The sequence below is a fragment of the Shigella sp. FC1544 genome, from assembly GCF_001722145.1.
GTDB lineage: Bacteria > Pseudomonadota > Gammaproteobacteria > Enterobacterales > Enterobacteriaceae > Escherichia > Escherichia coli.
Window position 1 is genome coordinate 20,488 of record NZ_MECT01000188.1, and the last position, 13,463, is coordinate 33,950.

The window sequence follows — 13,463 nt, forward strand, 5'->3', positions numbered from 1 at the left end:
TGTACCGTTCAGAACCCAGTTAATACATAATTTATTGAATATATTAAATTAATCAGACTGGCATCCTTTATGCAATATGAAATGCAATGTTTCATATCATTTTCAAGGAGCCGACATGAACCGCTTTGTGGTGGCCGAACCACTGTGGTGTACAGGATGTAATACCTGTCTCGCTGCCTGTTCGGACGTGCATAAAACGCAAGGTTTACAGCAACACCCGCGCCTGGCCCTGGCGAAGACGTCAACAATCACTGCCCCTGTCGTGTGTCATCACTGTGAGGAAGCCCCTTGCCTGCAGGTCTGCCCGGTCAATGCCATCTCCCAGAGGGATGATGCGATCCAACTCAACGAAAGCCTCTGTATTGGCTGCAAGCTTTGCGCCGTGGTCTGCCCATTTGGCGCAATCAGCGCTTCAGGAAGCCGTCCGGTGAATGCCCCTGCGCAATATGTTTTTCAGGCTGACGGCTCACTCAAAGATGGCGAAGAAAACGCGCCGACCCAACATGCTTTGCTGCGCTGGGAACCGGGTGTCCAGACCGTCGCGGTGAAATGCGACCTGTGTAATTTCTTGCCAGAAGGTCCGGCCTGCGTTCGCGCTTGCCCGAATCAGGCGTTACGGCTGATTACCGACGATAGCCTGCAACGTCAGATGAAAGAAAAACAGCGCCTTGCCGCAAGCTGGTTTGCCAATGGCGGGGAGGATCCCCTTTCCCTCACTCAGGAGCAACACTAATGGATGCCCTGCAATTATTAACCTGGTCGCTGATCCTCTTTCTGTTTGCCAGTCTGGCTTCGCTGTTTTTACTCGGTCTGGACAGACTGGCTATTAAGCTTTCCGGCATCACATCGCTGGTGGGCGGCGTGATTGGCATCATCAGCGGAATTACGCAATAACATGCTGGTGTAACTTTAGTCGCCCGTTTTGCCACCCCTTTTGACTTTGCCGATTTAACCCTGCGAATAGATAGCCTCTCGGCATTTATGGTGCTGGTTATCTCCTTGCTGGTGGTGGTTTGTTCGCTCTATTCATTGACTTATATGCGCGAATACGAGGGCAAAGGCGCGGCGGCGATGGGCTTCTTTATGAATCTTTTCATCGCATCGATGGTTGCCCTGCTGGTGATGGACAACGCTTTTTGGTTCATCGTGCTGTTTGAAATGATGTCGCTGTCTTCCTGGTTTCTGGTCATTGCCAGGCAGGATAAAACGTCGATCAACGCTGGCATGCTCTACTTTTTTATCGCCCACGCCGGATCGGTGCTGATTATGATCGCCTTCTTGCTGATGGGGCGCGAAAGCGGCAGCCTCGATTTTGCCAGTTTCGCACGCTTTCACTTTCTCCGGGGCTGGCGTCGGCGGTGTTTCTGCTGGCCTTTTTCGGTTTTGGCGCGAAAGCCGGGATGATGCCGTTGCACAGCTGGTTGCCGCGCGCTCACCCTGCCGCACCATCGCACGCTTCGGCGTTGATGTCTGGCGTAATGGTCAAAATCGGTATTTTCGGCATCCTGAAAGTAGCGATGGATCTGCTGGCGCAAACGGGTTTGCCTCTGTGGTGGGGCATTCTGGTGATGGCGATCGGCGCAATCTCCGCGCTCCTGGGCGTGCTATATGCGCTGGCGGAACAGGATATCAAACGGCTGCTGGCCTGGAGTACCGTCGAAAACGTCGGCATTATTTTGCTGGCAGTCGGTGTGGCGATGGACGGTCTGTCACTGCACGACCCGCTGCTCACCGTGGTTGGACTGCTCGGCGCACTGTTTCATCTGCTCAACCATGCGCTGTTCAAAGGGCTGCTATTTCTCGGCGCGGGCGCGATTATTTCGCGTTTGCATACCCACGACATGGAAAAAATGGGGGCACTGGCGAAACGGATGCCGTGGACAGCCGCAGCATGCCTGATTGGTTGCCTCGCGATATCAGCCATTCCTCCGCTGAATGGTTTTATCAGCGAATGGTACACCTGGCAGTCGCTGTTCTCACTAAGTCGTGTGGAAGCCGTAGCGCTACAACTTGCGGGTCCTATTGCTATGGTAATGCTGGCAGTCACTGGTGGGCTGGCAGTAATGTGCTTCGTCAAAATGTACGGTATTACTTTCTGTGGTGCGCCGCGCAGTACACACGCTGAAGAGGCACAGGAAGTGCCAAATACGATGATCGTCGCCATGCTACTGCTCGCGGCACTCTGCGTATTAATTGCGCTTAGTGCCAGTTGGCTGGCACCGAAGATAATGCATATTGCCCATGCGTTTACCAATACCCCTCCCGTCACTGTCGCCAGCGGAATAGCACTTGTACCCGGCACGTTTCATACACGGGTCACTCCTTCATTACTGTTGCTGTTACTACTGGCGATGCCTTTGCTGCCTGGCCTTTACTGGCTGTGGTGTCGTTCGCGCCGCGCAGCGTTTCGTCGCACAGGAGATGCCTGGGCATGCGGCTACGGCTGGGAAAACGCGATGGCTCCGTCAGGCAATGGCGTGATGCAGCCGCTGCGTGTGGTCTTCTCTGCGTTATTTCGTCTACGACAACAGCTCGACCCTACGCTGAGGCTAAATAAAGATCTTGCGCACGTCACCGCCAGGGCTCAGAGCACAGAACCCTTCTGGGATGAGCGGGTGATCCGCCCCATCGTGAGCGCCACCCAACGGCTGGCCAAAGAAATACAGCATCTGCAAAGCGGCGACTTTCGTCTCTATTGCCTGTATCTAGTTGCCGCACTGGTTGTGCTGCTAATCGCTATTGCCGTCTAAGGAAATCACCATGAGACAAACTCTTTGCGACGGATATCTGGTCATTTTTGCGTTAGCACAGGCCGTGATTCTGCTGCTAACCCCGCTTTTTACGGGTATTGCCCGGCAGATACGCGCGCGTATGCACTCCCGCCGCGGGCCGGGGATCTGGCAGGATTATCGCGAGATCCACAAACTGTTTAAACGCCAGGAAGTTGCGCCTATATCTTCAGGTCTGATGTTCCGCCTGATGCCGTGGGTATTAATCAGCAGCATGCTGGTGCTGGCGATGGCCCTACCACTTTTTATTACCGTTTCCCCTTTTGCGGGCGGCGGCGATCTGATCACCCTTATCTATCTTCTTGCCCTGTTTCGTTTTTTCTTTGCTCTTTCCGGGCTGGATACCGGAAGCCCGTTTGCGGGAGTCGGTGCCAGTCGCGAGTTGACGCTCGGCATTCTGGTCGAACCCATGCTCATTCTCTCACTGCTGGTATTGGCGCTGATAGCAGGTTCCACGCATATCGAGATGATCAGCAATACGCTGGCAACGGGCTGGAACTCGCCGCTAACCACCGTACTGGCGTTACTGGCCTGTGGTTTTGCCTGCTTCATTGAGATGGGAAAAATTCCCTTTGATGTTGCTGAAGCAGAACAGGAATTACAGGAAGGCCCGCTGACCGAATATTCCGGTGCCGGGCTGGCGCTAGCGAAATGGGGGCTGGGGCTGAAACAGGTCGTGATGGCAGCACTGTTTGTGGCCCTGTTTCTGCCCTTTGGGCGCGCGCAAGAACTTTCTCTCGCCTGCCTGCTGACTTCACTTGTCGTTACGCTGCTCAAGGTTTTGCTGATTTTTGTACTGGCCTCAATCGCAGAAAACACGCTGGCACGCGGGCGTTTTTTACTCATTCACCATGTGACCTGGCTTGGCTTCAGCCTTGCTGCGCTTGCATGGGTCTTCTGGTTAACCGGTCTGTAAGGAGCACTGACGGAATATGGAAAATCTTGCTCTGACGACGTTAATGCTGCCTTTTATCGGCGCACTGGTCGTTTCGTTTTCGCCACAACGTCGGGCCGCCGAATGGGGGTTTTGTTCGCCGCACTGACCACGCTGTGCATGTTGTCGCTGATCTCCGCGTTTTATCAGGCCGATAAAGTTGCCGTCACGTTGACGTTGGTCAACGTGGGGGATGTGGCATTGTTTGGCCTGGTCATTGATCGCGTGAGTACGCTGATTCTGTTTGTGGTGGTGTTTCTCGGTTTGCTGGTCACGATCTACTCCACGGGTTATCTGACGGATAAAAATCGCGAACACCCGCATAACGGCACGAATCGTTATTACGCATTTTTGCTGGTGTTTATCGGCGCGATGGCGGGACTGGTACTCTCCTCGACGCTGCTCGGTCAGTTGTTGTTTTTTGAAATTAGGGCGGCTGCTCCTGGGCGTTGATCAGTTATTACCAGAGCGATAAAGCGCAGCGTTCAACACTAAAAGCGTTGCTTATCACCCATATCGGTTCGTTGGGGTTGTATCTTGCCGCCGCCACGCTGTTTTTGCAGACCGGAACGTTTGTGCTTAGCGCGATGAGCGAGTTACATGGCGACGCACGTTATCTGGTTTATGGCGGCATCCTGTTTGCCGCGTGGGGGAAATCGGCCCAGCTACCGATGCAAGCGTGGCTACCGGACGCAATGGAAGCGCCAACACCGATCAGCGCCTATCTCCACGCCGCATCGATGGTGAAAGTGGGCGGCTGGCACTGGAGGGCAGCATCGCCTACATCGTCAACCACGCGTTCGCTAAAAGCCTGTTTTTCCTTGTAACAGGTGCGCTGAGTTACAGCTGCGGCACGCGCTTGTTGCCGCGTCTGCGTGGCGTATTGCACACCCTGCCGTTGCCAGGCGTGGTTTTCTGCGTGGCAGCGCTGGCGATTACCGGTGTGCCGCCGTTCAACGGCTTCTTCAGTAAATTCCCGCTGTTTGCCGCCGGTTTTGCGTTGTCAGTGGAGTACTGGATCCTGCTGCCCGCCATGATTCTGCTGATGATTGAATCGGTCGCCAGTTTCGCCTGGTTTATTCGCTGGTTTGGTCGCGTTGTGCCTGGCAAACCGAGCGAGGCCGTCGCCGATGCCGCACCGCTGCCAGGGTCAATGCGCCTGGTGTTGATTGTACTGATTGTGATGTCGCTGATTTCCAGCGTAATCGCCGCGACCTGGTTGCAGTAAGGAGATGATGAATGATCGGTTCTATGATCGTAAATAATCTGGCGGGACTGATGATGCTGACATCGCTGTTTGTGATTAGCGTCAAAAGCTATCGCCTGTCATGCGGATTTTACGCCTGCCAGTCGCTGGTGCTGGTGTCTATTTTCGCCACTCTCTCGTGCCTGTTCGCCGCAGAGCAACTGCTGATCTGGTCCGCCAGCGCCTTTATCACCAAAGTGCTGCTGGTACCGTTAATCATGACTTACGCTGCACGAAATATTCCCCAGAACATCCCGGAAAAAGCGTTATTCGGTCCGGCAATGATGGCACTGCTCGCGGCGTTAATTGTCCTGCTTTGCGCATTTGTCGTTCAGCCCGTGAAGCTACCGATGGCTACCGGGCTGAAACCGGCGCTGGCGGTAGCGTTAGGTCATTTTCTGCTTGGCCTGCTGTGCATTGTCAGCCAGCGCAATATCCTGCGGCAAATTTTTGGTTACTGCCTGATGGAAAACGGCTCCCATCTGGTGCTGGCGCTTCTTGCCTGGCGAGCACCGGAACTGGTGGAAATAGGTATCGCTACCGACGCCATCTTCGCCGTCATTGTGATGGTGTTACTGGCAAGAAAAATATGGCGTACCCACGGCACGCTGGACGTGAACAACTTGACCGCGCTGAAGGGATAATGAGATGAGTTATTCTGTGATGTTCGCTTTACTCCTGCTCACGCCGCTGCTTTTTTCGCTGCTCTGTTTTGCCTGCCGGAAACGGGGGCTCTCTGCGACTTGTACGGTGACTGTATTACATAGCTTAGGGATCACACTGCTGCTGATTCTGGCACTCTGGGTGGTCCAAACTGCCGCTGATGCAGGAGAAATATTCGCTGCGGGACTGTGGCTTCATATTGATGGTCTGGGCGGTTTGTTCCTCGCCATTCTTGGTGTGATTGGCTTTCTCACCGGTGTTTACTCGATTGGCTACATGCGTCATGAAGTGGCACACGGCGAGCTTTCACCCGTTACACTGTGCGATTACTACGGTTTCTTCCATCTGTTTTTGTTCACCATGCTGCTGGTTGTTACCAGCAATAACCTGATTGTGATGTGGGCGGCGATCGAAGCCACCACCTTAAGCTCGGCGTTTCTGGTAGGCATTTACGGTCAGCGTTCATCGCTGGAATCAGCATGGAAGTACATCATTATTTGTACTGTTGGTGTCGCTTTTGGTCTGTTCGGTACCGTGCTGGTATACGCCAACGCCGCCAGCGTTATGCCGCAGGCAGAAATGGCGATATTCTGGAGCGAGGTTCTTAAGCAATCGTCCTTGCTTGACCCAACATTAATGCTGTTGGCCTTTGTGTTTGTGCTAATTGGCTTTGGTACCAAAACCGGGCTATTTCCCATGCACGCCTGGCTGCCGGATGCTCACAGTGAAGCGCCGAGTCCGGTCAGCGCCCTGCTCTCCGCCGTATTGCTGAACTGCGCGCTGTTGGTGCTGATTCGCTATTACATCATTATTTGCCAAGCCATCGGCAGCGATTTCCCCAACCGGTTGTTGCTCATCTTCGGCATGTTGTCGGTTGCCGTGGCGGCATTTTTCATTCTGGTACAGCGGGACATTAAGCGTCTGCTGGCGTACTCCAGCGTGGAGAACATGGGGCTGGTCGCGGTGGCGCTAGGCATTGGCGGGCCGCTGGGAATTTTTGCCGCGCTGCTGCACACCTTAAACCACAGTCTGGCAAAAACGCTGCTGTTCTGCGGTTCCGGCAATGTACTGCTCAAGTACGGCACGCGCGATCTCAACGTCGTCTGTGGGATGCTCAAAATCATGCCATTTACCGCCGTGCTGTTTGGCGGCGGTGCGCTGGCGCTGGCGCTGGCGCTGGCAGGGATGCCGCCCTTCAACATTTTTCTTAGCGAATTTATGACCGTTACCGCAGGACTGGCACGTAATCACCTGCTGATTATCGTCCTGCTGTTATTGCTGTTAACGCTGGTGCTGGCGGGCCTGGTACAGATGGCTGCGCGGGTGTTAATGGCGAAACCGCCGCAGGCCGTTAACCGGGGTGATCTCGGCTGGTTGACCACCTCGCCAATGGTGATTCTGCTGGTCATGATGCTGGCGATGGGAACGCATATTCCACAACCTGTCATCAGGATCCTGGCGGGCGCTTCCACTATAGTCCTCTCAGGGACGCACGACCTGCCTGCACAACGTAGCACCTGGCATGATTTTTTGCCTTCAGGCACCGCATCTGTTTCGGAGAAACACAGTGAACGTTAATTCATCGTCAAATCGTGGCGAAGCGATTCTCGCCGCCCTGAAAACGCAGTTCCCCGGCGCAGTGCTGGATGAAGAGCGACAAACGCCTGAACAGGTCACCATTACGGTGAAAATCAATCTGCTGCCTGACGTTGTACATTATCTTTATTATCAACATGATGGCTGGCTTCCAGTCCTGTTTGGCAACGACGAGCGGACACTTAACGGTCATTACGCGGTTTATTATGCCCTTTCAATGGAAGGGGCCGAAAAATGCTGGATCGTGGTGAAGGCACTGGTCGATGCCGACAGTCGGGAGTTTCCGTCAGTCACACCGCGCGTCCCTGCCGCGGTCTGGGGCGAGCGAGAAATTCGCGATATGTACGGGCTGATTCCGGTTGGCCTGCCGGATCAGCGTCGCCTGGTGTTGCCCGATGACTGGCCGGAAGATATGCATCCGCTGCGCAAAGATGCGATGGATTATCGACTGCGCCCTGAACCGACGACAGATTCCGAAACGTATGCGTTTATCAATGAGGGCAACAGCGATGCGCGGGTGATCCCTGTCGGCCCGCTGCATATCACCTCCGATGAACCGGGTCACTTCCGCTTGTTTGTGGATGGCGAGCAAATTGTCGATGCTGATTACCGCCTGTTTTATGTCCATCGCGGCATGGAGAAACTGGCAGAAACGCGGATGGGCTACAACGAAGTGACCTTCTTATCGGACCGCGTGTGTGGGATTTGCGGTTTTGCCCACAGTGTGGCCTATACCAACTCGGTTGAAAATGCACTGGGGATTGAGGTGCCGCAACGAGCGCATACCATTCGCTCGATTCTGCTGGAAGTCGAACGGCTACACAGTCATTTGCTCAACCTTGGCCTCTCCTGCCATTTTGTTGGTTTTGATACCGGCTTTATGCAATTTTTCCGCGTGCGGGAAAAGTCGATGACGATGGCGGAATTGCTGACCGGGTCGCGTAAAACCTACGGTCTGAATCTGATTGGTGGTGTTCGCCGCGATATTCTCAAAGAGCAACGTCTGCAAACGCTGAAACTGGTGCGCGAGATGCGCGCCGACGTGTCGGAGCTGGTAGAGATGCTGCTTGCTACGCCGAATATGGAACAACGCACTCAGGACATTGGCATTCTCGACCGACAAATCGCCCGTGATTATAGCCCTGTAGGGCCGCTGATCCGCGGCAGTGGTTTTGCCCGTGATTTGCGCTTTGATCACCCCTACGCCGACTACGGCAATATTCCAAAAACACTGTTTACCTTCACCGGCGGCGATGTTTTCTCCCGCGTGATGGTCCGTGTCAAAGAGACGTTTGATTCGCTGGCAATGCTGGAATTTGCCCTCGACAACATGCCGGATACCCCACTGCTGACCGAAGGCTTTAGCTATAAACCTCACGCATTCGCGCTGGGCTTTGTTGAAGCGCCACGCGGTGAAGACGTGCACTGGAGCATGCTCGGTGATAACCAAAAATTGTTCCGCTGGCGCTGCCGTGCCGCCACCTACGCCAACTGGCCGGTGTTGCGTTACATGCTGCGCGGCAATACCGTTTCTGACGCACCGCTGATTATCGGTAGCCTTGATCCCTGCTACTCCTGTACCGACCGTGTGACGCTGGTAGATGTGCGCAAGCGCCAGTCAAAAACCGTGCCGTATAAAGAGATCGAACGCTACGGCATTGATCGTAACCGTTCGCCGCTGAAGTAAGGACAGAAGATGCTGAAGTTACTGAAAACTATTATGCGCGCCGGAACCGCGACGGTGAAATATCCCTTCGCGCCACTGGAGGTCAGCCCAGGCTTTCGCGGGAAACCGGACCTGATGCCCAGCCAATGTATTGCCTGCGGCGCCTGTGCTTGTCCGGCAAATGCGCTGACTATCCAGACCGACGACCAGCAAAATTCGCGCACCTGGCAGCTCTATCTGGGGCGTTGTATTTACTGCGGACGTTGTGAAGAAGTGTGCCCGACCAGAGCCATCCAGCTTACCAATAACTTTGAACTGACCGTCACCAATAAAGCCGATCTCTATACCCGCGCGACGTTCCATCTACAACGTTGCAGCCGTTGCGAACGCCCGTTTGCCCCGCAAAAAACCGTCGCACTGGCTGCTGAATTGTTGGCACAGCAACAAAATGCGCCACAAAACCGCGAAATGTTGCGGGCGCAAGCGAGCGTCTGCCCGGAGTGCAAACAACGCGCGACGCTGATCAACGACGATACAGATGTACCGCTGGTGGCTAAGGAGCAGCTATGAGTCCAGTGCTTACACAACATGTCAGCCAGCCCATCACGCTGGATGAGCAAACGCAAAAGATGAAGCGGCATTTACTACAGGATATCCGTCGCTCAGCCTACGTTTATCGCGTCGATTGCGGCGGCTGCAACGCCTGTGAAATCGAAATTTTTGCTGCCATCACCCCCGTATTCGACGCAGAACGTTTTGGCATTAAGGTTGTTTCATCACCGCGTCACGCCGATATTTTGTTATTTACTGGCGCAGTCACCCGGGCGATGCGTATGCCTGCACTTCGGGCGTATGAGTCTGCCCCCGATCATAAAATCTGTGTTTCCTACGGCGCGTGCGGTGTCGGCGGCGGTATTTTCCACGATCTCTACAGCGTCTGGGGCGGCAGCGACACCATTGTCCCCATTGATGTTTGGATCCCCGGCTGCCCGCCAACACCGGCCGCCACCATTCACGGTTTCGCCGTGGCGCTCGGTTTGCTGCAACAGAAGATTCACGCTGTGGATTATCGCGATCCCACCGGGGTGACTATGCAACCGTTGTGGCCACAGATCCCGCCATCACAGCGTATCGCCATTGAGCGAGAAGCGCGGCGGCTGGCGGGCTATCGTCAGGGGCGAGAAATTTGCGATCGGCTCCTGCGCCATTTAAGCGACGATCCTACAGGAAATCGGGTTAACACCTGGTTGCGCGATGCCGACGATCCACGTCTCAATAGTATCGTTCAGCAACTCTTTCGCGTACTCCGGGGGTTACATGACTGAAGAGTGCGGGGAAATTGTTTTCTGGACGCTGCGAAAAAAGTTTGTCGCCAGTAGCGACGAGATGCCGGAACACAGCTCTCAGGTAATGTATTACTCGCTGGCTATCGGCCATCACGTTGGCGTGATTGATTGTCTGAATGTCGCCTTCCGCTGCCCACTGACGGAAAACGAAGATTGGCTTGCACAGGTCGAAGAGGAGCAAGCCCGACGTAAGATGCTGGGGGTGATGACCTTTGGTGAGATTGTTATTGACGCCAGCCACACCGCCCTGTTGACCCGGGCATTCGCGCTACTGGCAGATGACGCGACGTCTGTGTGGCAGGCGCGTAGCATTCAATTCATTCATCTGTTGGATGAAATTGTGCAGGAACCGGCCATCTATCTGATGGCCAGAAAAATTGCGTGAGAAGGATTTCTCATTAATAAGGACTGTTGATGGCTATGTCAGACGAGGCGATGTTTGCCCCGCCACAAGGAATAACAATTGAAGCGGTAAACGGAATGCTCGCGGAGCGGTTAGCACAGAAACACGGTAAGGCGTCTTTATTACGCGCCTTCATCCCGATGCCGCCGCCGTTCAGCCCGGTACAACTTATTGAACTGCATGTTATCAAAAGCAACTTCTATTACCGCTACCATGATGATGGCAGCGATGTGACGGCAACAACAGAGTATCAGGGCGAGATGGTCGATTATTCGCGTCACGCCGTCCTTCTCGGCAGTAGTGGAATGGCGGAGCTACGCTTTATTCGTACCCACGGCAGCCGTTTTACTCCCTAGGATTGCACACTGTTTAACTGGCTGGCACGCATTATCACTCCGGTTCTGCAATCATGGCTCAATGATGAAGAACAACAGGTGGCGCTGCGTTTGCTGGAGAAAGATCGCGATCATCATCGGGTACTGGTTGATATTACTAATGCAGTGCTGTCACATCTTGATCTCGACGATCTGATCGCTGACGTCGCTCGTGAGATCCATCATTTTTTCGGTCTGGCTTCAGTCAGTATGGTACTGGGCGATCATCGAAAGAACGAGAAGTTTAGCCTGTGGTGCAGCGATCTTTCTGCCTCACATTGTGCGTGTCTGCCACGCAATATGCCTGGCGACAGTGTATTGCTGACACAAACGCTACAAACCCGACAACCGACCTTGACGCACCGTGCAGACGATCTGTTTCTCTGGCAACGCGACCCGTTATTACTCTTACTTGCATCTAACGGCTGCGAATCTGCGCTCCTTATACCGCTTACCTTTGGCAACCATACACCGGGTGCATTGTTGCTGGCGCATACCTCTTCCACTCTCTTTAGTGAGGAAAACTGCCAGCTACTACAACACATAGCCGATCGCATCGCTATTGCCGTTGGTAATGCCGATGCCTGGCGTAGCATGACCGATTTGCAGGAAAGTTTGCAGCAAGAAAACTACCAGCTTAGCGAGCAGCTCCTTTCGAATCTGGGCATCGGTGACATTATCTATCAAAGCCAGGCAATGGAAGACCTGCTCCAGCAGGTAGATATTGTAGCGAAGAGCGACAGTGCGGTGTTGATTTGTGGTGAAACCGGAACCGGCAAAGAGGTGATCGCCAGAGCGATCCATCAACTTAGCACGCGACGCGACAAACCGCTGGTCAAAATCAACTGCGCTGCCATCCCCGCCAGTCTTCTGGAAAGTGAGTTATTCGGTCATGACAAAGGGGCGTTTACTGGTGCGATTAATACACATCGTGGTCGTTTTGAAATTGCCGATGGCGGCACGTTGTTTCTCGATGAAATTGGCGATCTGCCGTTAGAACTTCAGCCTAAACTGCTGCGCGTATTGCAGGAACGGGAGATTGAGCGTCTCGGCGGGAGTAGAACGATCCCGGTGAATGTCAGAGTCATTGCCGCCACCAACCGTGATTTGTGACAAATGGTTGAAGATCGCCAGTTTCGCAGCGATCTCTTTTATCGCCTGAATGTCTTCCCATTGGAATTGCCGCCGCTACGCGACCGTCCGGAAGATATCCCTCTTTTAGCAAAACATTTCACGCAAAAAATGGCGCGCCATATGAATCGCGCAATTGACGCCATCCCGACCGAGGCGCTACGCCAGTTGATGTCGTGGGACTGGCCGGGCAACGTGCACGAGCTGGAAAACGTGATTGAGCGAGCGGTACTGCTGACTCGCGGTAACAGTCTGAATTTACATCTTAATGTCCGACAAAGCCGTTTACTGCCGACGCTAAATGAAGATTCAGCGCTTCGCAGTTCAATGGCGCAGTTGCTGCACCCGACGACGCCAGAGAATGACGAAGAAGAACGTCAGCGCATTGTTCAGGTATTGCGAGAAACCAATGGCATTGTTGCCGGGCCCCGTGGCGCGGCGACACGATTAGGGATGAAGCGCACCACGCTGCTGTCACGAATGCAGCGTCTGGGGATCTCGGTTCGCGAGGTGTTGTAATCTGCTTTTGCAGGAGTATGCATGAGAAACAAACTCTCTTTCGACTTGCAGTTGAGCGCCAGAAAAGCGGCAATCGCTGAACGGATTGCCGTCCATAAAATTGCCCGCAGTAAAGTGTCGGTCTTTTTAATGGCGATGTCCGCTGGCGTGTTTATGGCGATCGGATTTACTTTTTACCTTTCCGTTATCGCCGATGCCCCGTCTTCACAGGCATTAACCCATCTGGTGGGCGGCCTTTGCTTTACACTCGGCTTTATTTTGCTGGCGGTTTGCGGCACCAGCCTGTTCACCTCGTCGGTAATGACGGTGATGGCAAAAAGTCGGGGCGTTATTAGTTGGCGAACTTGGCTGATTAACGCACTTCTGGTGGCCTGTGGTAATCTGGCAGGTATTGCCTGTTTCAGTTTGTTAATCTGGTTTTCCGGGCTGGTGATGAGTGAAAACGCGATGTGGGGAGTCGCGGTTTTACACTGCGCCGAGGGTAAAATGCATCATACATTTACTGAATCTGTCAGCCTCGGCATTATGTGCAATCTGATGGTTTGCCTGGCGCTGTGGATGAGTTATTGCGGGCGTTCGTTATGCGACAAAATCGTCGCCATGATTTTGCCCATCACCCTGTTTGTCGCCAGTGGCTTTGAGCACTGTATCGCCAATTTGTTTGTGATTCCGTTCGCCATTGCCATTCGCCATTTCGCCCCGTTACTTTATTCGTACCCCTTATAATGGGGTGTTAGCCAGCCAGACCCGGCATGATTACTGCCCCCAGTCGTCCATGATCCGGGGGGTGATGTCA

8 protein-coding genes and 4 pseudogenes are annotated in these 13,463 nt (G+C 53.9%); all 12 read left to right on the top strand.

The window, feature by feature from the left end; all coding sequences use genetic code 11:
* The first annotated feature begins 115 nt into the window (after positions 1–115).
* On the top strand, positions 116–733 hold the full coding sequence (hyfA, locus tag BGK49_RS11235; RefSeq protein ID WP_005026387.1) for a hydrogenase 4 subunit HyfA: 618 nt from the start codon (positions 116–118) through the stop codon (positions 731–733).
* Positions 733–2,750: pseudogene (gene hyfB / locus BGK49_RS11245) on the top strand (hydrogenase 4 subunit B). Before hyfA ends, hyfB begins: the two are co-directional and overlap by 1 nt.
* Before the next feature lie 10 nt (positions 2,751–2,760).
* Positions 2,761–3,705 carry a hydrogenase 4 subunit HyfC gene (gene hyfC, locus BGK49_RS11250; RefSeq protein WP_005026386.1) on the top strand — a complete coding sequence of 315 codons (945 nt, stop codon included), beginning with the start codon at positions 2,761–2,763 and terminating at the stop codon, positions 3,703–3,705.
* Positions 3,706–3,721: 16 nt separating this feature from the next.
* Positions 3,722–4,951, top strand: a pseudogene (locus tag BGK49_RS11255) (hydrogenase 4 subunit D).
* A gap of 11 nt (positions 4,952–4,962) precedes the next feature.
* Positions 4,963–5,613 carry a hydrogenase 4 membrane subunit gene (gene hyfE, locus BGK49_RS11260; protein WP_000580447.1) on the top strand — a complete coding sequence of 217 codons (651 nt, stop codon included), beginning with the start codon at positions 4,963–4,965 and terminating at the stop codon, positions 5,611–5,613.
* 4 nt (positions 5,614–5,617) lie between these two features.
* Complete coding sequence (gene hyfF / locus BGK49_RS11265; RefSeq protein ID WP_046891765.1) at positions 5,618–7,210, top strand: hydrogenase 4 subunit F; 1,593 nt, start codon at positions 5,618–5,620, stop codon at positions 7,208–7,210.
* Entirely contained in the window at positions 7,200–8,915 is a 1,716-nt protein-coding gene (gene hyfG, locus BGK49_RS11270) for a hydrogenase 4 catalytic subunit HyfG (RefSeq protein ID WP_001102300.1), read from the top strand. The genes hyfF and hyfG overlap by 11 nt, the downstream gene beginning before the upstream one ends.
* Before the next feature lie 9 nt (positions 8,916–8,924).
* Positions 8,925–9,464, top strand: coding sequence for a hydrogenase 4 subunit H (gene hyfH, locus BGK49_RS11275; protein WP_000916081.1), 540 nt, complete (start codon positions 8,925–8,927; stop codon positions 9,462–9,464).
* Positions 9,461–10,219 carry a hydrogenase 4 catalytic subunit HyfI gene (gene hyfI, locus BGK49_RS11280; RefSeq protein WP_000075558.1) on the top strand — a complete coding sequence of 253 codons (759 nt, stop codon included), beginning with the start codon at positions 9,461–9,463 and terminating at the stop codon, positions 10,217–10,219. Before hyfH ends, hyfI begins: the two co-directional genes overlap by 4 nt.
* Positions 10,212–10,625: a hydrogenase 4 assembly chaperone HyfJ gene (gene hyfJ, locus BGK49_RS11285; protein WP_005026381.1), complete on the top strand. Its 414-nt coding sequence runs from the start codon at positions 10,212–10,214 to the stop codon at positions 10,623–10,625. Before hyfI ends, hyfJ begins: the two co-directional genes overlap by 8 nt.
* Before the next feature lie 29 nt (positions 10,626–10,654).
* Positions 10,655–12,667: pseudogene (hyfR, locus tag BGK49_RS11290) on the top strand (DNA-binding transcriptional regulator HyfR).
* Positions 12,668–12,688: 21 nt separating this feature from the next.
* Positions 12,689–13,369, top strand: a pseudogene (focB, locus tag BGK49_RS11295) (formate transporter FocB); the annotation flags it as partial.
* Positions 13,370–13,463: the final 94 nt, after the last annotated feature.

Excerpts from the sequence above, each read along its gene's own strand:
- hyfF (WP_046891765.1), top strand. The coding sequence starts at position 5,618 with ATGAGTTATTCTGTGATGTTCGCTTTACTCCTGCTCACGCCGCTGCTT.
- hyfH (WP_000916081.1), top strand. The coding sequence starts at position 8,925 with ATGCTGAAGTTACTGAAAACTATTATGCGCGCCGGAACCGCGACGGTG.
- hyfI (WP_000075558.1), top strand. The coding sequence starts at position 9,461 with ATGAGTCCAGTGCTTACACAACATGTCAGCCAGCCCATCACGCTGGAT.
- hyfA (WP_005026387.1), top strand. The coding sequence starts at position 116 with ATGAACCGCTTTGTGGTGGCCGAACCACTGTGGTGTACAGGATGTAAT.
- hyfC (WP_005026386.1), top strand. The coding sequence starts at position 2,761 with ATGAGACAAACTCTTTGCGACGGATATCTGGTCATTTTTGCGTTAGCA.
- hyfJ (WP_005026381.1), top strand. The coding sequence starts at position 10,212 with ATGACTGAAGAGTGCGGGGAAATTGTTTTCTGGACGCTGCGAAAAAAG.
- hyfE (WP_000580447.1), top strand. The coding sequence starts at position 4,963 with ATGATCGGTTCTATGATCGTAAATAATCTGGCGGGACTGATGATGCTG.